Source organism: Curtobacterium sp. MWU13-2055 (assembly GCF_023242305.1).
Taxonomy (GTDB): Bacteria; Actinomycetota; Actinomycetes; order Actinomycetales; family Microbacteriaceae; genus Curtobacterium.
On the sequence record NZ_JALLIO010000003.1, the window covers coordinates 154,550 to 176,130 of the forward strand.

Annotated in this window: 25 protein-coding genes, 1 tRNA gene and 1 riboswitch; of the genes, 15 read left to right on the top strand and 11 right to left on the bottom strand. The window is 70.8% G+C overall.

Going from position 1 to position 21,581, the window contains the following annotated elements; translation table 11 throughout:
• The first annotated feature begins 16 nt into the window (after nt 1-16).
• Nucleotides 17-796, top strand: coding sequence for a phosphate ABC transporter ATP-binding protein PstB (pstB, locus tag M4960_RS08360; protein WP_123293274.1), 780 nt, complete (start codon nt 17-19; stop codon nt 794-796).
• Nucleotides 797-971: 175 nt separating this feature from the next.
• Here the strand turns inward: pstB and M4960_RS08365 are convergent, their stop codons facing one another.
• From M4960_RS08365 to M4960_RS08375, 3 genes are all read right to left on the bottom strand, one after another.
• The gene (locus M4960_RS08365; protein ID WP_248704004.1) at nt 972-1,841 is read right to left on the bottom strand and encodes an anti-sigma factor domain-containing protein; all 870 of its coding nucleotides are present in this window, start codon (nt 1,839-1,841) and stop codon (nt 972-974) included.
• On the bottom strand, nt 1,838-2,437 hold the full coding sequence (sigK, locus tag M4960_RS08370; RefSeq protein WP_123340923.1) for an ECF RNA polymerase sigma factor SigK: 600 nt from the start codon (nt 2,435-2,437) through the stop codon (nt 1,838-1,840). Before sigK ends, M4960_RS08365 begins: the two co-directional genes overlap by 4 nt.
• A gap of 647 nt (nt 2,438-3,084) precedes the next feature.
• On the bottom strand, nt 3,085-3,714 hold the full coding sequence (locus tag M4960_RS08375; RefSeq protein WP_131846030.1) for a DNA-directed RNA polymerase subunit beta: 630 nt from the start codon (nt 3,712-3,714) through the stop codon (nt 3,085-3,087).
• 126 nt (nt 3,715-3,840) lie between these two features.
• Here M4960_RS08375 and M4960_RS08380 point away from each other — a divergent pair, with 126 nt between their 5' ends.
• The 4 genes from M4960_RS08380 to M4960_RS08395 all read left to right on the top strand — a co-directional run bounded on the left by M4960_RS08380 (nt 3,841) and on the right by M4960_RS08395 (nt 5,411).
• Nucleotides 3,841-4,002, top strand: coding sequence for a DUF2207 domain-containing protein (locus tag M4960_RS08380; protein WP_146249745.1), 162 nt, complete (start codon nt 3,841-3,843; stop codon nt 4,000-4,002).
• A 53-nt stretch (nt 4,003-4,055) separates the two neighbouring features.
• Nucleotides 4,056-4,131 (top strand) — tRNA-Lys (locus tag M4960_RS08385).
• 39 nt (nt 4,132-4,170) lie between these two features.
• On the top strand, nt 4,171-4,920 hold the full coding sequence (locus M4960_RS08390) for an SGNH/GDSL hydrolase family protein (RefSeq protein WP_248704005.1): 750 nt from the start codon (nt 4,171-4,173) through the stop codon (nt 4,918-4,920).
• A 170-nt stretch (nt 4,921-5,090) separates the two neighbouring features.
• Complete coding sequence (locus tag M4960_RS08395) at nt 5,091-5,411, top strand: hypothetical protein (RefSeq protein WP_111085292.1); 321 nt, start codon at nt 5,091-5,093, stop codon at nt 5,409-5,411.
• A gap of 74 nt (nt 5,412-5,485) precedes the next feature.
• Here the strand turns inward: M4960_RS08395 and M4960_RS08400 are convergent, their stop codons facing one another.
• Nucleotides 5,486-6,418, bottom strand: a complete 933-nt coding sequence (locus M4960_RS08400; protein WP_248704006.1) for an aldose 1-epimerase family protein — start codon at nt 6,416-6,418, stop codon at nt 5,486-5,488.
• Nucleotides 6,415-7,260, bottom strand: coding sequence for a DeoR/GlpR family DNA-binding transcription regulator (locus tag M4960_RS08405; RefSeq protein WP_181437524.1), 846 nt, complete (start codon nt 7,258-7,260; stop codon nt 6,415-6,417). The genes M4960_RS08400 and M4960_RS08405 overlap by 4 nt, the downstream gene beginning before the upstream one ends.
• 64 nt (nt 7,261-7,324) lie before the next feature.
• On the opposite strand from M4960_RS08405, the gene galT reads away from it, so the two are divergent.
• Nucleotides 7,325-8,422: a galactose-1-phosphate uridylyltransferase gene (gene galT / locus M4960_RS08410; RefSeq protein WP_123340927.1), complete on the top strand. Its 1,098-nt coding sequence runs from the start codon at nt 7,325-7,327 to the stop codon at nt 8,420-8,422.
• Complete coding sequence (gene galK / locus M4960_RS08415; RefSeq protein ID WP_173168872.1) at nt 8,419-9,555, top strand: galactokinase; 1,137 nt, start codon at nt 8,419-8,421, stop codon at nt 9,553-9,555. The genes galT and galK overlap by 4 nt, the downstream gene beginning before the upstream one ends.
• A 106-nt stretch (nt 9,556-9,661) precedes the next feature.
• Here galK and M4960_RS08420 read toward each other — a convergent pair whose 3' ends face one another.
• From M4960_RS08420 to glyA, 3 genes are all read right to left on the bottom strand, one after another.
• The gene (locus M4960_RS08420) at nt 9,662-10,165 is read right to left on the bottom strand and encodes a hypothetical protein (RefSeq protein WP_248704007.1); all 504 of its coding nucleotides are present in this window, start codon (nt 10,163-10,165) and stop codon (nt 9,662-9,664) included.
• Between the two features lie 173 nt (nt 10,166-10,338).
• Nucleotides 10,339-11,271 carry a bifunctional 5,10-methylenetetrahydrofolate dehydrogenase/5,10-methenyltetrahydrofolate cyclohydrolase gene (locus tag M4960_RS08425; protein WP_248704008.1) on the bottom strand — a complete coding sequence of 311 codons (933 nt, stop codon included), beginning with the start codon at nt 11,269-11,271 and terminating at the stop codon, nt 10,339-10,341.
• Complete coding sequence (gene glyA, locus M4960_RS08430; protein WP_333925078.1) at nt 11,268-12,572, bottom strand: serine hydroxymethyltransferase; 1,305 nt, start codon at nt 12,570-12,572, stop codon at nt 11,268-11,270. The genes M4960_RS08425 and glyA overlap by 4 nt, the downstream gene beginning before the upstream one ends.
• A gap of 53 nt (nt 12,573-12,625) precedes the next feature.
• Nucleotides 12,626-12,711, bottom strand: a riboswitch (ZMP/ZTP riboswitch).
• A gap of 37 nt (nt 12,712-12,748) precedes the next feature.
• On the opposite strand from glyA, the gene clpS reads away from it, so the two are divergent.
• The 8 genes from clpS to nagA all read left to right on the top strand — a co-directional run bounded on the left by clpS (nt 12,749) and on the right by nagA (nt 18,911).
• Nucleotides 12,749-13,054, top strand: a complete 306-nt coding sequence (gene clpS / locus M4960_RS08435) for an ATP-dependent Clp protease adapter ClpS (RefSeq protein ID WP_185003162.1) — start codon at nt 12,749-12,751, stop codon at nt 13,052-13,054.
• The gene (locus M4960_RS08440) at nt 13,051-13,527 is read left to right on the top strand and encodes a DUF2017 family protein (RefSeq protein WP_123340930.1); all 477 of its coding nucleotides are present in this window, start codon (nt 13,051-13,053) and stop codon (nt 13,525-13,527) included. Before clpS ends, M4960_RS08440 begins: the two co-directional genes overlap by 4 nt.
• A complete protein-coding gene (locus M4960_RS19680; RefSeq protein WP_248704009.1) occupies nt 13,524-14,450 on the top strand; it encodes a GNAT family N-acetyltransferase in 927 nt (308 codons plus the stop codon). The genes M4960_RS08440 and M4960_RS19680 overlap by 4 nt, the downstream gene beginning before the upstream one ends.
• A 76-nt stretch (nt 14,451-14,526) precedes the next feature.
• Nucleotides 14,527-14,952, top strand: coding sequence for a MarR family winged helix-turn-helix transcriptional regulator (locus tag M4960_RS08450; protein ID WP_248704010.1), 426 nt, complete (start codon nt 14,527-14,529; stop codon nt 14,950-14,952).
• A 100-nt stretch (nt 14,953-15,052) separates the two neighbouring features.
• Nucleotides 15,053-16,387, top strand: coding sequence for an MFS transporter (locus M4960_RS08455; protein WP_248704011.1), 1,335 nt, complete (start codon nt 15,053-15,055; stop codon nt 16,385-16,387).
• Between the two features lie 39 nt (nt 16,388-16,426).
• A complete protein-coding gene (purU, locus tag M4960_RS08460; protein ID WP_260096799.1) occupies nt 16,427-17,332 on the top strand; it encodes a formyltetrahydrofolate deformylase in 906 nt (301 codons plus the stop codon).
• Nucleotides 17,333-17,340: 8 nt separating this feature from the next.
• Nucleotides 17,341-17,748: a YrdB family protein gene (locus M4960_RS08465; RefSeq protein ID WP_123671482.1), complete on the top strand. Its 408-nt coding sequence runs from the start codon at nt 17,341-17,343 to the stop codon at nt 17,746-17,748.
• Nucleotides 17,745-18,911, top strand: a complete 1,167-nt coding sequence (nagA, locus tag M4960_RS08470) for an N-acetylglucosamine-6-phosphate deacetylase (RefSeq protein ID WP_248704012.1) — start codon at nt 17,745-17,747, stop codon at nt 18,909-18,911. The genes M4960_RS08465 and nagA overlap by 4 nt, the downstream gene beginning before the upstream one ends.
• Before the next feature lie 5 nt (nt 18,912-18,916).
• Here nagA and M4960_RS08475 read toward each other — a convergent pair whose 3' ends face one another.
• The 3 genes from M4960_RS08475 to M4960_RS08485 form a co-directional block, all read right to left on the bottom strand.
• The gene (locus M4960_RS08475) at nt 18,917-19,219 is read right to left on the bottom strand and encodes a hypothetical protein (RefSeq protein WP_248704013.1); all 303 of its coding nucleotides are present in this window, start codon (nt 19,217-19,219) and stop codon (nt 18,917-18,919) included.
• Between the two features lie 206 nt (nt 19,220-19,425).
• Complete coding sequence (locus M4960_RS08480; RefSeq protein WP_248704014.1) at nt 19,426-20,226, bottom strand: hypothetical protein; 801 nt, start codon at nt 20,224-20,226, stop codon at nt 19,426-19,428.
• Nucleotides 20,223-21,521 carry a hypothetical protein gene (locus tag M4960_RS08485; RefSeq protein WP_248704015.1) on the bottom strand — a complete coding sequence of 433 codons (1,299 nt, stop codon included), beginning with the start codon at nt 21,519-21,521 and terminating at the stop codon, nt 20,223-20,225. Before M4960_RS08485 ends, M4960_RS08480 begins: the two co-directional genes overlap by 4 nt.
• Nucleotides 21,522-21,581 lie beyond the last annotated feature (60 nt).

The window sequence follows — 21,581 nt, forward strand, 5'->3', positions numbered from 1 at the left end:
CACCAGAAGGATCAACGTGTCCAAGCGCATCGAGGTCGACGGCCTCAACGTCTACTACTCGAAGTTCAAGGCGGTCGAGGGTGTCGACATCACCATCGAGCCCCGCACCGTCACCGCCTTCATCGGCCCGTCCGGCTGCGGCAAGTCCACCTTCCTCCGCACCCTGAACCGCATGCACGAGGTCATCCCCGGCGCATGGGTCGAGGGCTCGGTCAAGATCGACGGCGACGACCTGTACGGCCCCGGGGTCGACCCGGTGCTCGTGCGTCGCCAGGTCGGCATGGTCTTCCAGCGTCCGAACCCGTTCCCGACGATGTCCATCAAGGACAACGTGCTCGCGGGCGTGAAGCTCAACAACAAGCGCGTCTCGAAGTCCGAGGCCGACGACATCGTCGAGCGCTCCCTGCAGGGCGCGAACCTGTGGAACGAGGTCAAGGACCGCCTCGACAAGCCCGGCATGGGCCTGTCCGGTGGGCAGCAGCAGCGTCTCTGCATCGCCCGCGCCATCGCGGTGCAGCCCGACGTGCTGCTGATGGACGAGCCCTGCTCGGCGCTCGACCCGATCTCCACCCTGGCCATCGAGGACCTGATCGGCGAGCTCAAGAAGGAGTTCACGATCGTCATCGTCACGCACAACATGCAGCAGGCGTCGCGCGTCAGCGACAAGACGGCGTTCTTCAACATCGCCGGCACCGGTGCGCCGGGCAAGCTCATCGAGTTCGACGACACCGCCACGATGTTCTCGAACCCGTCCGTGCAGGCCACCGAGGACTACGTCTCGGGTCGCTTCGGTTGATCGCTTTGCGTCCGTCGTGCTGACGGACGGCCGGGAGGCCCGGTGCACGTCCGCAACGGACGCGCACCGGGCCTTCGTGGTTGCGCTGGGAGCGGTGGCCGTGCCGACGCAGAACGACACCCTCGATGTCGTGCGACGTCGAGGGTGTCGTTCGGGGTCGGTCTTCCGGGGAGGGTCAGGCCGAGGTGGTCGGGACCGCCATGATCGGCGTCGTGGTCGGCTGCTCCGAACCACCGGCGGGCTCGACCGTCATGCCGATCGTCGCGCCGTCGGACATCGAGCCCTTCAGCACGGCCGAGTGCACGCCGTCGGCGACACCGTCGACCAGGCCGGCCGACTTGATCGTGCCGCCCTCGTTCTGGGAGCCGATGTACCAGAGCTCGTACGTCTTGCCCTTCGGCGCCTGGGCGACACCGTCGAGGATGACCGCGGACTTGCCGAGGTCGCTCGACCACACGACCGTGGCCGTGCCGCCGCCCTCGACCTTGGTGGTGCTGCGCTGGAAGTCCGACGCGGCGTAGATGCGGTCGAGGCCGCTCGACGCCTGCGTGGTGCCGGTGCCCGGTCCGGAGCCGTTCGGGTCGAAGACCGATCCGAACCCGAGTCCCCCGAAGAAGACCGCGGCGACGGCAGCGGCGGCCGTCAGCATCACTGCCGGACGCTGGAACCAGCGGCGGCGAGCCTCGGAGGTCGCCCGGCCACCGGTGGTGGAGCCGTCGGCGATCGAGGCGACGTGCCTGGCGGGCTCGGGACGGGCCTCCTGGACGGATGTCGTGTCGACGGCAGGAGCCGTCTCGGCCAGTGGTGCAGCCTGCGGGGTCGTCGCGATCTGGGCCAGCAGCGACGCGCGGAGCGACGTCGGCGGCTCGATCGGAGCGGCGGCGAAGGCCAGCTGCAGCGCGGTCTCGCGCAGCGAGTCGGCCTCGGCCTGGAGTTCGGGCGACGTCGTGAGGACGTCCTCGAGGAGCATGCGCTCATCGTCGGACAGCGCGTCGAGTGCGTAGGAACCCGTCAGCAGGGCGGGGTCGTCGTGTCGTTCGGTCATGAGGTCACCCCCATCTCGTCTCGGAGTCGGATCATCCCGTCACGCAGACGGGTCTTGACGGTGCCGATGGGGACACCGAGTTGTTCGGCCATCTCGCTGTGCGAGAAGCCTCCGTAGTACGCGAGCTGCACGGCCTGGCGCTGGAACTCGGTCAGCTTGGCCAGGGCCCTGCCGACACGTTCGTGTTCGATGCGGATCTCGACCGACTCGGAGACCTGGTCGAAACCGGACTCGAGGTCGCGGATACCGATCTTCGTGTCCCGGTCGTGCGAGGCCTGCGACGCCCGGACCCGGTCCACCGCTCGGCGGTGCGCCATGGTCAGGACCCAGCTGGAGGCGGTCCCGCGCTTCCGGTCGAACCGGGTGGCTTGTTGCCAGACTTCGAGGAACACCTCTTGCGTGACCTCTTCGGACTGGGCGCGGTCCCGGAGGAGCCGCGTCACGAGTCCGAGGACCCGGCCGGAGAGGGCGTCGTAGAGGTCCGCGAAGGCGGCTTGGTCACCGGAGGCAACCCGCGCCAAGAGGTCGTCCGGCGATGCCTGGGCTGGCTCTGACGAGCTCCAGCGTTCGGTGTCGCTATCCACGAGGGCAAGCATTGCAGGTTTCCCTCCTCTCGGGTGCGTCGGCGACCGGTTGTGGCCGTTCTGTCAGGGGTACTGCGTGATGCGGTGGTGCTGGTGGTGCTGTGCTGCGGTTGGAGCTGTGCTGCGGTCCCGCCCCGGGTAGGACGAAGCCGCCGCGTCGTGCGGTCGAGACGAGAGGCCAGCGTGACCCACAGGGAATTGACCGGCGGATACCGGTCCGGGTCACGCCGGGCCTCTCGCGTTCGTGACGGTCATCAAGTCCGTCACGCTGATGATTCGGCGCGGTGCCCGTGGTGGATTGGATCGGATGCCGAGAAGTTGTCGGGACGCCGCGTCCGGGCCGTCTGCCGGGCACGCCCGGGTCCGGATCTGTCCACCGAGAGTGAACAGGGCAGCAGACTCAGCCGACGCGTCGTAGAGTTGGTGTCGCCGGGCCGCAGCAAGCCCCGGGCTCCAAAATTCGCCGCTTCGAGCGGCCTCGCGCCGAGAGGCGCTTCTGCGGCCCGGTTCTTCTCTGCCGTCTTGCGTCGTCTCGTCTTGCTTCGTCCCGTCTCGCTTCGTGAGCAGAAATGGTCGCTTGCATCGTTGCGACCCGACATCTTCTGCTCACCATGCGCAGCCAGCCGGGAGGCCCGGTGCGGATCCGGCGCGTTCGCTCGCTAGTCCAGGCTCTCGCGACGCCAGAGCGCCGCCGCCTCGGTCAGGTCGGCCGCCAGCTCCGTGAGACGGAGCGCCCGCCGCGTCAGCTCGCTCGCGCGGCCGGTCGCGGTGAGGTCGGACTCGTCCGCCACCGCAGTCGCACCGGCCGCGGTCAGCCGGCAGAACGCCGCCCCACGGTCGAGCGCCACGGCGAAGTCGCCCGTGTACAGCCCGTGCAGGATGCGGTCCGCCAAGGTGAGGATCTCGGCAGGACCGGTCGGCTGCTCCGCCCCCGCGACGGCCTGGTCGATCGTGCCGATGCGCTCGGTGCCGCGCTGGAAGAAGTACGCGATCTCCTCCGGGTTCTGCCGGATCACCGTGCGGACCAGGTACACCCGCCACAGGGCGCCCGGCAGGGTGTGCGCACCCACCCGTGCCCAGAGTTCGGCGATCGCGTCGATGCCGTGCACGTCCGTGTAGGTGACGAGCCGCTCCACCACCGCGGGGTCCGGGTCCTGACGCACCCGGTGCAGCAGCGCGTTCGCGGTCTCGTGCGCGACACGGTTCACGACCGCCGGGTCCTCACCGCCCTGGATCGCGGCGAACTCGGCATCGGTGAAGTGGACAGGACGGTGGTGATCGCGAGGCACCGCGTCAGTGTAGGCACGGCCGGTGACACGCCCGCCCTCCGTTCGCCCAGAACGCAACGGCAGCGCCGCGGGTACGGTGTCTCGTCGGGAGGCGCTCCTCCCGAACGTGAAGGAGAGGACTCCCCCATGAACCCGTTGCTCATCATCCTGGCCGTCATCGCGGTCATCCTGCTGTTCGTCGGTGGCTTCACCGCGAGCCTCAAGTTCCTGCTGTGGGTCGGCATCGTGCTGCTCATCGTGGCCGTCGTCCTGTGGCTGCTGCGGACGCTCACCGGGCGTCGCGGCTGACCCTCGACACCAGGTTCTTCCCAGAGGCCCTCACCCGCTAGCCTTGCGGGTGAGGGCCTCTAGCTCAGTTGGTAGAGCACCGGACTTTTAATCCGAGGGTCGTGGGTTCGAGCCCCACGGGGCCCACCATCAGCCTGGTCCGTGCGTCCGTTGTCTAAGATGTGGCGGATGGCACGACGACTCCTCCCCGGCATCGCGCTCGGAGCTATGGCTCTCGGCGTGAGCGGGCTGCTCGTCATCCTGCCGACCGTGTCGAGTGCCTGCCAGCCCGTCACGACGTCGGCGAGCGTCTCCTCCGCCGAGGTCACCGACGCGATCGCCCCCGGCTCGCGTGTGCTCATCGTCGGCGACTCGTACACCTCCGGCCGCGGTTCGACCAGCGGCATCGACGGGTGGGCGCAGGACCTCGCGGCCGACCGGGACTGGAAGGCCACGATCGACGGCTACCCGGGGACGGGCTACGTCGACACCGGCCGCACCGGGTCCTCGCACTACACGTTCGGCCCCCGCCTCGAACGGCACGCCGCGACCGTCGATCCCGAGCTCGTCATCGTGCAGGGCAGCCAGAACGACTGGCTCGTCGACGCGTCGGTCCTGCAGGCCCGCGTCGAGAAGACCCTCCGCGACGCCGAACAGACGTGGCCGGACGCCGTCATCGTCGCGCTCGGGCCGTCGGCGCCGCTGCCGTGGGCGAAGTCGACCGTCGGGGTCGCCGCATCGGTCTCCGCGGGGGCAGCGGCAGCGGGCGTGCCGTACATCGACGCGCTCGCCGGGCAGTGGTTCACCGCGGCGAACAGCCCGGGCTACGCGGCGATCGACGGCGGACACCTCAACGACGCCGGCTACCAGTACCTGGCGGACCGGGTCTCGGACTCCCTCGACGCGCTCGCTGCCTCCGACGACGAACGCTGCGCCTGACCTCGGGTTCGGGTTCGGGGTACAAGTCGTCCCCAGCTGGCTCATGGCAGATCCCCTGCACACATCAGCCTGCGCACAGCCGACTGTTGGGCTGCCGCCGATAGTGTCGCTCCCGGATCTGATCACCGGATCCTGCAGCACCGCACCACCACGAATGAACGGGGTACACCGTGATCGAGCCCATCGAAGCCACGCAGACCAGCAGCACCGGGGACGCGCGCCGCATCGTCGAGCTCGCCGCAGCGACCAACACGACGATGAGCAACGAGCTCCTGCTCGACACGCTCCGTCGCAACGCGCAGGTCACGACCCGGCACATCCGCAAGGACTTCATCGAGGTCGCGACGGCCACCGCGGTGCTCGGCTACGTGTGCCGACAGCGCAAGGACTTCATCGCCCTGCGCGGGGACGACCCGGCCTGGGCGCACGAGGTCGGGCGCTACGCCAGCGAATCACTCGCGGTCGAGGCACTCCGCATGCGCCGCGGCTGACCAGCAGCTCCCCGCCACGAACGCAGAAGGCCCCGCCGGACATCCGGCGGGGCCTTCTCAGTGCACGAAGGCGATCAGGACCAGACGCGGCGGATGCCCCAGGTGCCCGTCCAGGTCTCGTCGGGCTCGAGCCACCGCAGGCCCTCGCCGGAGTTCAGGGCGTTGGCCGGAGCGGTCATCGGCTCGACCGCCACGGCCAGACCCTTCCCGTCGCCGCGGGGGTACTCCCGTGAGGTGAACACCTGCACGTACGGGAACGACGCGTCCTGCCAGAGCTGCACGCCGTCACCCTCGGGGCCGTGCAGCGTCGTGTGACGGACCCCGTCGGCATCCGGGGTGATGTCGGAGTACGCGGTGTCGAGATCCGCGTCACCGGCGCGCAGTCCCCGTCGCAGGTCGAACGAAGTGCCCTCCACCGACACGGACCCGTTCGGCACCTTCTGCTCGTCGACGGTGAAGGCGGTGGCGGCGTCGAGCGTGACGACGAGGTCGTCGGCCGGGGTGTCGCCGGCGCGCAGGTACGGGTGTGCCCCCACGGCGAAGGGCGCGCGGACACCGGATCGGTTCGTGATCTCGTGCGTCACCCGGATGCCGTCGTCGACGAGCTCGTGGTGCACGCGGGTCTCGAGGGTGAACGGCCAGCCGTGCTGCGGGTGGATCGTGGCTTCCTGCACGATGCCCGTCTCGGTCTGCGACACCACGCGGTACGGCGCGAAGCGGAGCAGGCCGTGCGACGCGTTGCCGTACTTCGGCTCCGAGACGTCCAGCTGCTGCCGCTTGCCGTCGAGTCCCCAGACCCCGCCGGCGACGCGGTTCGGCCACGGTACGAGCACGATGCCGTTGGCACCGGGCGGCTGCTCGGTGACGGGGAACGGCTCGGTCAGGTCGAAGCCGGCGACACGGAGTTCTCGGATGCCGGCGGCGACCTCGGTCACGACGGCCTCGACGACGCCGTCCGGTCCGGCGTGGTGCAGGCGGTACTGGCCACCGGTGGGTGCTGCGGTCATGGGGTGTGGTTCCTTCCGGCTGTGTCCTCGCCGTCCGCGACGACGACCTCGACGCCGGCCGCCCGGATCGTGGCGACCGCGTCGGCTTCGGCCTCGGCGGTGACGACGACGTCGATGTCCTCGAGCGCGCGGACGACCCCGATGTGGGCCCGGCCGAACTTCGACCCGTCCGCGACGACGACGGTACGCCGAGCCGTGGCCGCGAGCACCCGCTTCGCCTCGGTCTCGGGCAGGTTGACGTTGGTCAGACCGTGCGCGACGTCCACACCGGTGCCACCGAGGAACACGATGTCAGCGGCGATCACCGGCAACAGGGTGTTGTTGAACGGCGCGACGAGCGAGTGCTGGAGCGGTCGGAGGGTGCCGCCGGTGACGATCACGGTGAACCGCGGTACGGCGCGCTCGAGGGCCAGCGCGGTCGTCAGCGAGTTCGTGACGACGGTGACGTCGGACAGCTCCGTGCGGGCGACGAGCGCCTCGGCGACCGCTGCCGGGGTGGTGCCGACGTCGAGCACGACGCACTCGCCGGAACGCACGAGCGCTGCGGCCGCACGGCCGATGGCGGCCTTGGCCACCTGGTGCTCGACGGCGGTCTCCTCGAAGGGGCGCTCGGTGGACCCGGCCCCGAGGCGGACCGCTCCGCCGTGCACCCGCCGGATCCGGGCCTCCTGGTCGAGGACCGCGAGGTCCTGCCGGACCGTCACCTCACTCGTACCGAGCGACGCGGCCAGCGCGGCGGTCCGGACCATGCCGGGTGCGCCCTCGACGATGGAGACGATGCGGTCCTGCCGCAGCGGCGCGGGCAGCGATCCGGCCAGGAAGGAGAGGTCGTCGTCGGTCACGGCTCTAGTTTCGCTTGCTTCCGAAGTCTTTCGCAACGCTTCGGATCAGCGCTAGGCTGTTCCGGTGATCACCAAGCGCGTGACGAAGCTCGCGGACGGCCGCGACCTGTTCTACTTCGACGATGCGGACAGCACCCTGCCCGCTGAGCGTGCCATCGACGAGCGTGCGCTCGACCCTCGGCCCGAGACCGCGCGGATGCGCCAGGACGTCCTGACCGGCGAGTGGGTCTCCATCGCCGCGAGCCGGCAGAACCGTGCGTTCCTGCCGCCGGCCGACCAGGACCCGCTCGCGCCGCAGACACCGCAGAACCCGTCCGAGATCCCGAGCACCTACGACGTCGCCGTGTTCGAGAACCGGTCACCGTCGTTCGGTCCGCTGCTCGAGGCCGATGACGCTCCGTCCTCGCTCCAGTCCTTGTCCGACGTCGGCCTGAACCGGCAGCTCCGCAGCGTCGGCCGGTGCGAGGTCGTGTGCTTCTCGCCCGCGACCGAGGGGTCCTTCGCGTCGATCTCCGAGTCGCGTGCCCGCACCGTGGTCGAGGCCTGGGCGGACCGCACCGCCGCGCTCTCCGCCATGCCCGGCATCCAGCAGGTGTTCCCGTTCGAGAACCGCGGCGAAGCGATCGGCGTCACGCTGCACCACCCGCACGGGCAGATCTACTCGTACCCGTACGTCACGCCCCGCACGCAGCGTCTGCTCGACTCCATCGAGCGCTTCGGGCCGGACCTGTTCGAACAGCACCTGGCGAACGAGCGGGCCTCGGACCGGGTCGTCCTGCAGGGCGAGCACTTCACGGCCTTCGTGCCGTTCGCCGCACGCTGGCCCATCGAGATCCACATGCTGCCGCACCGCCACGTCCCCGACTTCGCCGGCCTGACCGAAGCCGAGAAGGACGAACTGGCCCACATGCACCTGCGCCTGACGCGGGGCATCGACGAGCTCTACGGCGACCCGACCCCGTACATCGCCGCGTGGCACCAGGCGCCGGTGCACGTCGGGCGGGACACCGTGCGGCTCATGCTGCAGATCACGTCGCCACGTCGGGCGGCGGACAAGTTGAAGTTCCTGGCCGGCAGTGAAGCCGCCATGGGTGCCTGGATCGGGGACCTCGTGCCCGAGAAGGCAGCCGAGTTCATCCGACAGGGAATCGAGCGAGCATGACGTTCCAGCAGGTCTACGGGTACGAGCCGGCGGTGCGGTACTCCGCCCCCGGCCGGGTCAACCTGATCGGTGAGCACACCGACTACAACGACGGGTACGTCCTGCCGTTCGCGATCGACCGGCGCACCACCGCGTCGATCGCCCCGCGGCCGGACCGTGTGCTGCGCGTCTCGTCCGCGTTCGACGCCGACACGGTGCTCGAACTGTCGCTCGACGACCTCGACCCGTCGAACATGACCGGCTGGTCGGCGTACGTCTTCGGCATCGCCTGGGCACTCCGCGAGCAGGCCGGCGCAGACCTATCGGACAAGACCGGGTTCGACGTCTTCATCGAGTCCGACGTCCCCGTCGGGGCCGGCCTGTCGTCCAGCGCCGCGATCGAGTGCGGCGTCGCGCTCGCCTTCAACGACCTGTGGGAGCTCGGGCTCGACCGCAAGACCCTCGCCCGCGTGGGGCAGTACTCCGAGAACCACGCCGTCGGCGCACCGACGGGCATCATGGACCAGTCCGCGTCACTGCTCGGCGAGCAGGACGCCGTCGTGTTCCTGGACTGCCGCACGCTCGACACCGCCGTGGTCGACCTGGCGCTCGAGGCCAACGGGCTCGAGGTCCTGGTCATCGACACCCGGGTCGAGCACGCCCACGCCACCGGTGGGTACGCAGCTCGTCGGGCCTCGTGCGAGAAGGGTGCGCAGGTGCTCGGTGTCGAGGCCCTGCGTGACCTGAGCGTCGATGACCTGCCCCGTGCGCAGGAGCTGCTCGACGACGAGACCTTCCGCCGCGTGCGCCACGTCGTGACCGAGGACCAACGAGTCCTCGACACCGTCCGGACGCTGCGCGAACAGGGCCCGCGGGCGATCGGCTCGCTGCTCGTCGCGTCGCACGAGTCGATGCGCGACGACTTCGAGATCTCCGTGCCGGAGCTCGACCTGGCCGTCGCGACCGCCGTCGAGCACGGCGCCGTCGGTGCGCGGATGACCGGTGGTGGGTTCGGTGGTGCGGCGATCGCGCTGGTCGACCGGGAGGCCCGTGGCGCGATCACCGAGGCCGTCACCGCCGCCTTCGCAGCCGCCGGGTACCGCGAGCCGAACGTCTTCACGGTGCACGCCGCGCAGGGCGCCCGCCGCGACTGAGCCTGACCGGCGGAGTTTCGCGCTCACCGACACGTCACGCGGCGCACGGCCCGTGAGGTGTCGCTGACCGCGAAACTTCGGCGCAATCCAGCGCGAGACTCGGACGTCAGTGGGTCATGTGACCCGTGGTGACGGTGACGCCGCCCCACGGGAACCCGTGCGGGTGCAGCACCTCGTGCTGGAGCTGGTCCATCACGACGTGGCCCTGCCACACCGTGTAGACCAGCACGCCGACGACGATGCACACCGGGACCGCCAGGTACGCGGAGTACCGCACGATGTCGCCGAGGGTGCGGTGCCCGTAGCGCGCGAGCGTCGGCGGCAGGACGATCCCGACGACGACCACGAGCAGCAACAGTGCGAGTGCGGCCGGTGCGACGTGCGCTTCGACCTGCACCGTGATGGGCGCGGTCTCGAGGACCTTGCCGCCGTTGTCGATCCAGTTGTCGTCGGCGTCGACCCCGCCGTAGCCCGTCGACGTGCTCCAGAGCACCAGGTTCGGGGACAGCACCAGTGCGACGGTCCCGACGAGTACGAGTCCCCACGCACGCGGACGCAGCTTCCTGCCGGTGGCCGCCATCACGGGCGCGGTCTGGACGTTCTCCCCCATGCGGTGACCGTAGCACTGGGGGCGGCTCCGCACCCGTCCCCCGAACGCGCGGGGCGGGGGCGAGCCGCGCCTCCCGGCCGCATCTGGTGAGCAGAAATGGTCGAGTCCCACGACGGGACCCGACCATTTCTGCTCACGATGCCAACGCGCGCCTCGTGAGCCGACCGCCGCACCTACTTCAGGTGGCGCTCCGCCGCCTCGACCACGTTCTTCATGAGCATCGCGCGGGTCATCGGGCCGACGCCGCCGGGCACCGGCGACATGAACCCAGCGACGGACGCGACGGCGGGGTCGACGTCGCCGTGCAGCTTTGCCTTCCCGGTCTCGTCGTTCACCACGCGGGTGATGCCGACGTCGATCACGGCCGCACCGGGCTGGATCCAGTCCGGCTTGACGAGCCCGGCGACCCCGGCCGCCGCGATGACGATGTCGGCGCGACGGCACTCCGCGGCGACGTCCGCCGTCAGGGAGTGGGTCAGGGTGGCGGTGGCCTCGAGGCGGGTGAGCAGCAGACCGAGCGGCCGGCCGACCGTCAGGCCCTGCCCGATGATCGTGACGTGCGCGCCCCGGATCGGGATGTCGTACGCCTCGAGCATCGCGACGATGCCCCGCGGGGTGCAGGGCAGGGGCGCGTCGATCGTGCCGGCACCACCGGGCACGGCGAGCACGAGCTCACCGAGGTTCGTCGGGTGCAGGCCGTCGGCGTCCTTCGACGGGTCCATCAGCTCGAGCATCGGCGTCGGGTCGATGCCCTCCGGCAGCGGCAGCTGCAGGATGAACGCGGTGACCCGGGGGTCGTCGTTCATCTGCAGGATCGCGGCTCGGATGTCCGCGGCGGATGCCGTCGCAGGCAGGTCGATGCGGTGCGAGTCGAGCCCGATCTGCGCCGAGTCGCGGTGCTTGCCCGCGACGTAGGACAGGGAACCGGGGTTCTCCCCGACCAGGATCGTGCCGAGCCCCGGACGGATGCCGTGCTCGTGCAACCGATCGATGCGGACCCGCAGTTCGTCGAGCGTCCGGGCAGCGAGGGCGGTGCCGTCGATGCGGACGGCAGTGCCCTCCCCCGCCCATCGCTCGACGGGCAGGGGGCTCAGGGCGTCGCTCACGCGTAGAGGGGGAACGCGTCGGTCAGGGTCTTCACCCGGGCCGAGAGCGCTGCGATGTCCGGGTTCGGCATGAGGGTCAGCGCGATGATGTCCGCGACCTCGGTGAACTCGGCGTCGCCGAAGCCACGCGTGGCGAGCGCCGACGTGCCGATGCGGACACCCGAGGTGACCATCGGAGGACGCGGGTCGAACGGCACGGAGTTGCGGTTCACGGTGATGCCGACCTCGTGCAGCAGGTCTTCGGCCTGCTTGCCGTCGACCTCGGAGGTGCGCAGGTCGACCAGCACCAGGTGCACGTCGGTACCGCCGGTGAGGACGTCGACGCCGGCCGCGCGGGCGTCCGGCTGCGTGAGCCGATCCGCGAGCAAGCGGGCACCGCGGATGGTGCGCTCCTGGCGGGCCTTGAACTCGGGGGTGCCGGCGAGCAGGAACGCGGTGGCCTTGGCGGCGATCACGTGCATGAGCGGGCCGCCCTGCTGGCCCGGGAAGACCGCGGAGTTCAGCTTCTTGAACAGGGTCTCGTCGTTGGACAGGATGATGCCCGAGCGGGGGCCGCCGAGGGTCTTGTGCACGGTCGACGAGACGACGTGGGCGTGCGGGACCGGGGACGGGTGCAGACCGGCGGCGACGAGGCCGGCGAAGTGCGCCATGTCGACCCAGAGCTTGGCGCCGACCTCGTCCGCGATCTCGCGGAACTTCGCGAAGTCGAGCTGGCGCGGGTAGGCGGACCAGCCGGCGATGAGGACCTTCGGCTGGTGCTCGATGGCCTTGGCGCGGATGTCGTCGTAGTCGACCTCGAACGTCTCGGGGTCGACGCCGTACGCGACGGCGTTGTAGATGCGGCCGGAGAAGTTGAGCTTCATGCCGTGGGTCAGGTGACCGCCGTGCGCGAGCTCGAGGCCGAGGATCGTGTCGCCGGCGCTGGCGATGGCGTGCAGGACCGCGGCGTTGGCCGTGGCGCCCGAGTGCGGCTGGACGTTGGCGTAGGCAGCACCGAAGAGCGCCTTGGCACGGTCGATGGCGAGCTGCTCGGCGACGTCGACGTACTCGCAGCCGCCGTAGTAGCGCTTGCCGGGGTAGCCCTCGGCGTACTTGTTGGTGAGGACGGAGCCCTGGGACTCGAGCACGGCGCGCGGCACGAAGTTCTCGGACGCGATCATCTCGAGGGTGTCGCGCTGACGGCCGAGCTCCTGCTGCAGGACGGCGGCGATCTCGGGGTCGACCTCGGTGAGCGGGGCGTTGAAGGCTGCGCGGTCGGTGTCGACGGAGCCGTCGACGGCGGGCAGATCGGTGATGGACACGGTTCTCCTACGTGGGTTGGCGACGACCGGTGGGTCGCGCACGGACGATCGGTCGGTGCAGCCCAGGCGTACGGCCGCGCACCGTGTCAGGTGTCGCTCCCCGATGGTGACCCATCCAACGCCAGTCGCGACGTGACGATCGTACCGAGCCGCCCGCCCTGTGTCACCCTGGATGCATGACGCTGACCTCGCCCGACGTGGACGAACGGACCACCCCGGACGAACGCACCAGTGCGCGCGCGGACACCCCGTGGGTCACCGTCGTGTGGGACGACCCGGTGAACCTGATGTCGTACGTCACGTACGTCTTCCAGCGGCACTTCGGCTTCGGTCGTGCGCAGGCGGAACGGCTCATGCACCAGGTGGACACCGAGGGTCGGGCCATCGTGGCGACGGGTCCGCGCGAGGCGATGGAGGCCCACGTCCAGTCGATGCACGGCTACGGCCTGCAGGCGACCGTCGACAAGGCCCCCGAAGCGTGATCCCCTTCGTCCGCCGGGCCGACGGCGTCCACCTCGGCATGTCCTCCGGCGAGCGCGGGTTGCTCACGTCCCTGACCGAGCAGCTGCGCCAGGTGCTCGACGGCGACCTGACGGCGGACCCGGTGGCGACTCGGATGTTCCCGGACGCCTACCCGGACGACGACGACGCCAGCGCGGAGTTCCGCAAGTACACGCAGTCCGACCTGCTGGCGCAGAAGACCTCGAACGCGACGACCGTGCACGAGTGGCTGACGGGGACCCGCGACGGCGCCCTCGACCCGGAGGACGAGCAGGCCTGGCTCCGCACGCTTACCGACCTGCGGCTGACGATCGCCGACCGCCTCGGGATCGTCGACGCCGACGACGAGGAGCGTTCGGTCGAGGCCGACGCGGGCGTCGGCCTGCGCGACGTCTACGACTGGCTCGGCTACGTGCAGGAGCACCTGATCACGACGATGACCGACCCGCGGTGACGGTCACCTTCCGCGCGACCACCGAGGACGACCGGGAGGCCCTGCTCGCGTTCTCGACGTCGGAACCGGTCGCGTGGATCGGTCCGGACCGGTACCGCGCCGAGTCCGGCACGGACAACTACCGCCCGGGGTGGTCGTGGCTGGCCGAGCGCGACGGCCGTCCGGTGGCACGGGCGCTCTGGTGGGGTGGCGCGGACGCCGAGGTGCCGTCGACCCTCGACGACCTGCTGGTGGCTCCGGACGTGCCCGAGGACGAGCAGGTGGCGATCGCCGCCGGGTTGATCACGGCGGGGACCGCTGCGTTCGGGGCGCGACCGGAGTGGATCGTCGACGTCGCGGTGGACTGGCACGACGACCCCGAGGCCGTCGCCGCGGTGTCGTGGCGCACGGCGGCCGCCCGGGCTGCGGGGCTCGGACGTTCGACGGAGCGGGTGAGTGTGGCGTGGACGCCGGACCACGGAGTGCCGATGCCGTCCTCGCTGCGCTTCCGGTCCGGTGACGACGACGAGTTCGTGGACCTGTTCGCCCGCGTCGCGGTGGGGAGCCTCGACGCCCACACCGTGGCGTCGGTGGACGAACTCGGCCCGCGGGGCGCCGCCGCCGACGACCTCGAGTTCTACCGCTCGCTGCCGGGGTCGCGTGACGGCTGGCGGGTCGCGCTCGACCCCGACGGCCTGGTGGTCGGGTTCGTCCTGGCGACGCGGACGGCGTACGACGCGGCGATCAGCTTCATCGGCGTGCTGCCGCAGCACCGTGGGCGCGGTGTGGTCGACGGCCTGCTCACCGAGGGGCTGCGCGTGCACGCCGAGGCCGGGGAGCCGAAGGTGGTCGGCACGACGGACGCGGCGAACACCCCGATGCGCCGGGCGTTCGAGCGGGCCGGCTTCGTGGTGACGAGGCGCCGCATCGTGTTCGAGCGCTGAGCCGATCCGGAGCGGCGAGCCTCGAACTCGCAAGGCAGCCTTGCAAGTTGTGCTGTCGAAGTAGTACCGTGCCGGTATGGAATCACCCGATCCGACCGCGCTCGCCGGTGACCTGCTGACGCTGTACGGCCGGATCCGTCGCACGCTGCTGACCGGCAAGGCCGACGAGGTCACGGCGTCCCAGACCGCCGCGCTCGGCCGCCTGCTGCGGCACGGCGAGAGCACGGTCGCCGAGCTCGCCCGCGCCGAGGGCGTCCGACCGCAGTCGATGGGCGCGACCGTCCAGGCGCTCGAGGACCTCGGCCTCGTCGAACGACGTCCTGACCCCGCCGACCGCCGCCGTGCGCTCGTCCGCGCGACCGACCAGGGCGCCCGTGCCCGCGAGGACGCCTGGACCACCCGCACCCGCGTCCTGACCGACCGGCTCGCCGCGCTGCCCGACGCCGACCGCGACACCGTCGCCCGAGCGATCGCGATCCTCGCCCCGCTCACCGAACGCTGACCCCGGAAGAAGCACTCCCACGTCCACCTCGACCACTCCCACCCCCGTCGTCGCGCCGGGCAGCACCGGCAGTGGCTTCGGCCCGAAGCTCCTCATCCCGGTGCTCGTCGGGCCGCTGCTCAACCCGATCAACACCACGATGGTGTCCGTCGCGCTCACGCCGATCTCCCGCGACCTGGGGATCGGTGCGGCGCAGGCGATCTGGCTCGTCGCCGCCCTGTACCTGGCGAGTGCGATCGCGCAGCCGACGATGGGCAAGCTCGCCGACCGCTTTGGCCCGAAGAAGGTGTTCCTGACCGGGCTCGTGATCGTCGGTGTCGCCGGGGTCGTGCCCGAGTTCCTGACCGGCTTCGGCGGCGCGGTGTTCGCCCGCGTGCTCATCGGCATCGGCACCTCGTCGGCGTACCCGGCAGCACTCACCACCCTCCGACAGCACTCGGCACGGATCGGGAAGCCGACCCCGCCGCTCGTGCTCGGAGCGCTGTCCATCACCTCGCTCGTGTCCGCGGCGGCCGGGCCTCCGCTCGGCGGCGCGCTGATCGCCGCGTTCGGCTGGCACGCGATCTTCCTGGTGAACGTGCCCCTGGCGGCGTTCGGCATCGTCGTGGCGTCGATGTGGCTGCCGTCCGACCGGCTCCGTCCGCGTGACGACGAGGCCCTGCCCGTCCTGCAGGCGCTCGACCCGTTCGGCATGCTGCTCATGACGGGCACCGTCTCGGCGCTGCTCGTCTTCCTGCTCGACCTGTCCGCCGGCCTGTGGTGGCTGCTCGCGGTGGCGATCGTGCTGCTCGTCGCCCTCGTGCTGTGGGAGCTGCGCGCGGTCCGACCGTTCGTGGACGTCCGGATGCTCGCTCGGAACGGGGCGCTGTCCCGCACCTACGTGCGGCTGTTCCTGACCTACCTGCTCGCGTACACGATGACCTACGGGTTCTCGCAGTGGGTGCAGGACGTCGCCGGGTACTCGAGCGACGTCGCCGGGTACATCCAGCTGCCGGCCGCGATCGTGGCCGGGATCGCGTCGTTCGTCGTCGCCCGGAAGACCGCCGTGCGCGGACCCCTGATCGTCGCGGCCGTCGTGCCGATCGTCGGCGGGGCGCTCCTGCTCTTCCTGCACACCGGGTCGCCGGTCGTGCTGCTCGCGCTGGCGCCGGCGCTGTTCGGCGTCCCGCAGGCCCTGGCGTCGGTGTCGAACCAGGCGGCGCTGTACCGGCTCGTGCCCGCGTCGTACATCGGCACCGCGGCCGGGCTGTCCCGCACGGCGGTGTACATCGGGGCGATCGGGGCCTCGTCGCTCATCGGTGGCGTGTTCGGCCAGGCCCCGACCACACCGGACCTGCACGTGCTGGCGTGGGTGATCCTCGGGGTCGCGGTGCTCCTGACGGTCCTGACCCTGGCCGACCGCCGCCTCCGCACCGCCGCCGCGCCCGCTTCGTGAGCAGAAATGGTCGGGTCGCGTGACGGCACTCGACCATTTCTGCGCACGAAGCACCGCGCTCGCCGCGCCCGGTACCCTGATCCGGTGACCGACCCGACCCCCACGCACTGGACCCTGACGCTCGTCTGCGACGACCAGCCCGGGATCGTGCACGCCGTCTCCGGAGCGGTCGTCGCCGCCAACGGCAACATCACCGAGTCGCAGCAGTTCTCGAGCGTCGACACGAACACGTTCTTCATGCGCCTGCAGGTCATGGCTCCGGTGGACCGTGCGACCTTCGAGGCAGCCCTCGCCCCCGTCGCCGCCCGGTACGACGCCCGCGTCCAGCTCGACGTCGTCGGTCGCCCGCTGCGCAGCCTCGTCCTCGTGTCGAAGGCCGGCCACTGCCTCAACGACCTGCTCTACCGCCAGCGCGGTGGGCAGCTGCCGATCGAGGTCCCGCTCGTGCTGTCCAACCACCCGGACCTGTCCGAGCTCGCGTCGTTCTACTCGGTGCCGTTCGAGCACCGTCCGGTCACCGACGCGGACAGCAAGGCGGCCATGGAGCGCCGTGTCCTCGAAGCGGTCGAGGAGCACGACATCGAACTCGTCGTGCTCGCCCGCTACATGCAGATCCTGTCGCCGGAGCTCTGCGCGGCGCTCGAGGGCCGTGCGGTCAACATCCACCACTCGTTCCTGCCCGGCTTCAAGGGCGCGAACCCCTACCGCCAGGCGCACGCCCGCGGCGTGAAGCTCATCGGTGCGACGGCCCACTTCGTCACGAGCGACCTCGACGAGGGCCCGATCATCGAGCAGAACGTCGTGCGCGTGGACCACACGAAGGACCCCGCCGAGCTGGTCTCCATCGGCCAGGACGAAGAGTCCCGCACCCTCACCCAGGCAGTGCGCTGGATCGCCGAGGACCGCGTCCTGCTCGACGGCGCCCGCACCATCATCTTCAAGTAGGCAGCACCATGACGAACGCCCCGCAGTCCCCCGTCGACTGGGAAGCAGTCCCCGGCCCGGCACCCGCCGGCAGGCAGCGACGGCCGTTCGACGTCTGGCGCGTGCTCCGCGTCCTGGTCTGCACGTTCGGCCTGCTCTCCCTGGCGTTCTGGGGCTACTGGTCGTGGCAGCTCCCCCTGCCCGGCTACCTGTTCATGGTCGGCGCCCCGCTGTTCGCGGCCGTCGTCTGGTACTTCTTCCGCTCGCCGGCGTCGCCGATCGAGACCGACATCGTCGGCAAGACGATCGTCGAGGTCGCGTTGGTCATCGCCGCGGGCGCGACCTGGATCTCCATCGGCCACCCGGTCGTGGGCTTCGTCTTCATCGTGATCGCCGCCCTGAGCGGCGTGATCGCGTTCCGCAGGGAGACCGCATGACCGCCACGGGCCTCCAGGCCGGCCGGGAGGCCCAGCGCACCCTGGTGCGCGCATCCCGCGTCGTCGACGCGGCCGGGTCCACGGCGGACGGCTGGGTCCTGCTCGCCGGTGACGTGGTGCACGCGGTCGGCTCCGGCCCCGAAGCCCCCGCGGCGGACCAGGTCGTCGACCTGGGCGACGCGGTCCTGACGCCCGGGTTCACCGACCTGCACGGGCACGGCGGTGCGACCGAGTCGTACGAGGACGACTCCTTCGCCGAGTCGCTGGCCGTCCACCGGGCGCACGGCACGACCCGGTCGGTCCTGTCCCTCGTCGCGAACCCTATCCCTGCGCTCGCGGACTCGCTCGCGCGGATCCGTTCCGTGATGGCGACCGACCCACTCGTGCTCGGCGTGCACCTGGAGGGGCCGTTCCTGTCCCCGCACAACAAGGGCGCCCACAACGAGTCGTTCCTCATCGACCCGTCCCCCGCAGCGGTCGACGCACTGCTCGAGGCCGGCGAGGGCGTCATCCGCCAGGTCACCATCGCGCCGGAACTGCCGGGCGCGCTCGACGCCGTCCGCCGGTTCGTCGCCGCCGGGGTCACCGTCGCCGTCGGCCACACCGTCGGCACCTACGACCAGGCCCGTGCCGCGTTCGACGCCGGTGCGACGCTGCTGACCCACGCGTTCAACGCGATGCCGGGGCTGCACCACCGCGCCCCGGGGCCGATCGGTGCTGCGGTGGCCGACGACCGGGTGACGCTCGAGCTCATCCTGGACGCCGTGCACGTGCACCCGGTCGTCTCGGACACCCTGTTCCGCGCTGCCCCGGGCCGGGTGGCGCTCATCACCGACGCCATGGGTGCTGCGGGCGCTGCCGACGGTTCGTACCGACTGGGGTCGCTCGACGTCACCGTGACCGACGGGGTCGCGCACGTCGCCGGGACCGACACCATCGCGGGGTCGACGTTGACGCAGGACGTGGCGTTGCGGAACGCCGTCGGACTGGCGGGGCGGACCCTGCCCGAGGCCGTGGCGGCGCTGACGAGTGTGCCGGCCGCGGCGCTGGGGCTCGGCGACCGACTGGGACGGCTCGCGCCGGGGTACGCGGCCGACCTCGTGGCGCTGTCCCCGGCGCTCGAGGTGCAGCGGGTGTGGGGCAGCGGGCGCGAGCTGCGCTGACCCGGTCACCGTCGGGCGAGTGCTCCCGCGACGAGCCGGAGCAGCAGTGCGACCGTGCCGACCACGGCGACGGCGCACCCGATGACGACGACGATCACGAGTCGGGCGAGGGCATGCGCCTCGGTCTCGTCCTCGCGCAGGCCGAGGTACGACGCGCCCACGAACACGAACGCCGCAGCGACGAGCAACAGCACGCCGATCCAGGTCGTGGCGCGGAGCGCGGCCGGTGCTGGTACCCGGTTCCGCTCGTCCGGCGACGCCGGTCGGGCCTTGGCGCCCTCGGTCTCCCAGTCGGCGAGTTCGGTCATGGTGCTCCCCCTCTGTCGGGTCGATCGTAGGGCCTGCCGGTCGGTCGGGGCAGGTCGGTGGGCTGGGGGTCAAGCCGCGATCAGCGGTCGACCGGGCAACCGGACCCCGCCCGCCCGCCCACGTGGTGTCGCCGCTTCACTGGCCGGGGCCGCTCGGGGTGTCCTGCCGCGCCCCCGCCACGGCCGTCACCGCCGGGATGGAACATTCAGGAGCCACTTCCGGCAGGGTCGGCGCTTGGATCGCTACGAGAGTCGCACGGCGTGAGCGCATCGCGCCCATCTGCGGTGAGAGGGGTGATTCCAAGGACGTTGATCATGAGGAGGATCACTGCCGTCGCCGTTGTCGCGGGGCCGAGGGCGAGTAGGGCGCAGAGGAGGGCAGCGGCGCACCCGGCCGCGGGACCTGCAATGGCGATGATGCGCTTGTTGCGCGGAGTGGTCGATCCGTAGACGAGCGCGCACGTCCGCCAGCTGATCAGCAGAGCTCCCGCTGACGGGCCGAGGCGACTTCGTGCAGTGAGCCAGTGGGCGGCTTCGTGCGCGGCGAGGACGACGAGCAGGAGGAACGGCGCCAAGGCGATGTCGGCGATCAGGGCGACATCGGCCCCGATGCTGATCAAGGTGATCGTCAGGACGGTGCTGATCACGGCGGCCGCGACCCCCCAGCCGTGGGTGATCGCCTGCAACGTGGCGGGAACGACGGTGATGCGGCCCAGGGGAGCTGAGAAGCGCCGACTTCCACCCCAGCGGTGGATGACCCGGCGCTCCGTCGGGGTGGCGTCCTCGAGCGCATCGATGACGTGCCGGCGGGTCCGCAGTGGTGCACGTGCGAGTCCGTTCGCGAGCAAGTACGCGGTGACGTCGGCGGGGTATCCACAGGGCAGAGGCGGCCATGGGACGACGGAATGCACGGTGTGGGTGACCGTCGCTTGGTCGGAGATGGTGAAGTTCTGGCCTGAACGGTTGACGTGGACGTGCGGGTGGATGATCAAGCGGATCTGGCTCATGCGGTGATGCTTCGTCGTCGCCGTGTGCTGATCGAGGCCGGGACGAGGGCAGCGTAGAGGAGCGCCGAACCCACCATGACTAGCGTCGGTGCTGGCTCCGGCAACTTCGTCGCGACGAAGCACGGTACTGCGGTGAGGGCGGCGGCTTCCAGGAACGCCACGACGGGGGCGCCGGGCATCTCGAGGTCAGCGGGGAAGTGCACTCCGGCGAGCAAGCTCGCCGTGGTTGCGACGAGTGCTGCAGGGAGCGCGAATCCCCACGGGGTAGTCGCGGCGTGTCCCAGCACGGTACCGAAGAGAGCGACGACGCCGAGCGCGGTCGCGCTGAGCAGCGTGCAGACGAGGAGTTTGACGCCGCCGTAGCGGCTCTGGACAGGCGTGCGGATCGCCGACCGGATCCAGAGCGTTCGCCGGTTCGTTCCGTACGCGATGAGGGTGGTCGATGCGGGCACGGTGACGACCAGGACCAACATCACCGAGGGCCACGCAGGAGACTCCGACGGGGTGACGAGAGCTGCGGCAGTAGCCGCGATCCCCATCAGCGTCAGGGTCGAGACCAGCAGCGGATTCCGACTGGTCTGCAGGAGGTCGATCGAGACCGAGCCGGCGGACCGACTGCTCCGGAGCCACCGCACCAGCGTCGCTGTGGGTTCGGCGGGACTGTAGCGGACGACGAGCACGAGGGTGGTGGCAGCCGCAGCGAACACAATCGTGGCGAGGGCAACTGCTGACCACGCTTGGCCGTTGAGACGACCAGGAAGGGAGCTGATCCACTCGCTTCGGGAGAAGCTGGCGTAGGCGAGCGCTGCAGTGCCGAGCGCAGTGCCCGCAGCGATGCTGGTGATGACGGGTTGCGGGAGCCCGGTGCGGTTCATCGCGATCTCGAGCGCGCGGATGAGGACGGTGACGACGGCGGCGCCGGCGAGGGAGCCACATGCAGTGCCCGCGACGATCGATCCGAGAACGTCGGGTCCGACCAACCGCACGCTGGAGGCCAAGACAGGCGCCATGACGATCGGCGCTGCGACGGCGGCCACCAACATCGGTGGTGCGGTACGACCCAGTAGCGAGCTCCCGCGTCGGATCGGAAGCGAGCACAGCATCGCGTCGAGTTCCTTGCCGGACGGGGTGAGCACGAGCAACATGCTCGCGGCGCATCCGGCGGCCATCGAGGTACCGCTGATGAGCTCTCCGAGGAGCTGCAGCTGAACACGTGGGGGGATTCCGACGATGCCCCCGCGGGCGGTGGCGATGGCGAACGCCACCCACGTGACCACCATGACGCCGACGACCACGAGCAACACTCGTGAGCGAGGCCGGGACCCGGTGACGCTCCGGGACAGGTCTCCAAACCA

Coding starts and splice junctions, on each gene's coding strand:
- M4960_RS08465 (WP_123671482.1), top strand. CDS start 17,341: ATGACGAACGCCCCGCAGTCCCCCGTCGACTGGGAAGCAGTCCCCGGC.
- M4960_RS08390 (WP_248704005.1), top strand. CDS start 4,171: ATGGCACGACGACTCCTCCCCGGCATCGCGCTCGGAGCTATGGCTCTC.
- clpS (WP_185003162.1), top strand. CDS start 12,749: ATGACGCTGACCTCGCCCGACGTGGACGAACGGACCACCCCGGACGAA.
- M4960_RS08480 (WP_248704014.1), bottom strand. CDS start 20,226: ATGAGCCAGATCCGCTTGATCATCCACCCGCACGTCCACGTCAACCGT.
- M4960_RS08380 (WP_146249745.1), top strand. CDS start 3,841: ATGAACCCGTTGCTCATCATCCTGGCCGTCATCGCGGTCATCCTGCTG.
- nagA (WP_248704012.1), top strand. CDS start 17,745: ATGACCGCCACGGGCCTCCAGGCCGGCCGGGAGGCCCAGCGCACCCTG.
- M4960_RS08450 (WP_248704010.1), top strand. CDS start 14,527: ATGGAATCACCCGATCCGACCGCGCTCGCCGGTGACCTGCTGACGCTG.
- galK (WP_173168872.1), top strand. CDS start 8,419: ATGACGTTCCAGCAGGTCTACGGGTACGAGCCGGCGGTGCGGTACTCC.
- sigK (WP_123340923.1), bottom strand. CDS start 2,437: ATGCTTGCCCTCGTGGATAGCGACACCGAACGCTGGAGCTCGTCAGAG.
- M4960_RS08420 (WP_248704007.1), bottom strand. CDS start 10,165: ATGGGGGAGAACGTCCAGACCGCGCCCGTGATGGCGGCCACCGGCAGG.
- M4960_RS08400 (WP_248704006.1), bottom strand. CDS start 6,418: ATGACCGCAGCACCCACCGGTGGCCAGTACCGCCTGCACCACGCCGGA.
- M4960_RS08475 (WP_248704013.1), bottom strand. CDS start 19,219: ATGACCGAACTCGCCGACTGGGAGACCGAGGGCGCCAAGGCCCGACCG.
- M4960_RS08365 (WP_248704004.1), bottom strand. CDS start 1,841: ATGACCGAACGACACGACGACCCCGCCCTGCTGACGGGTTCCTACGCA.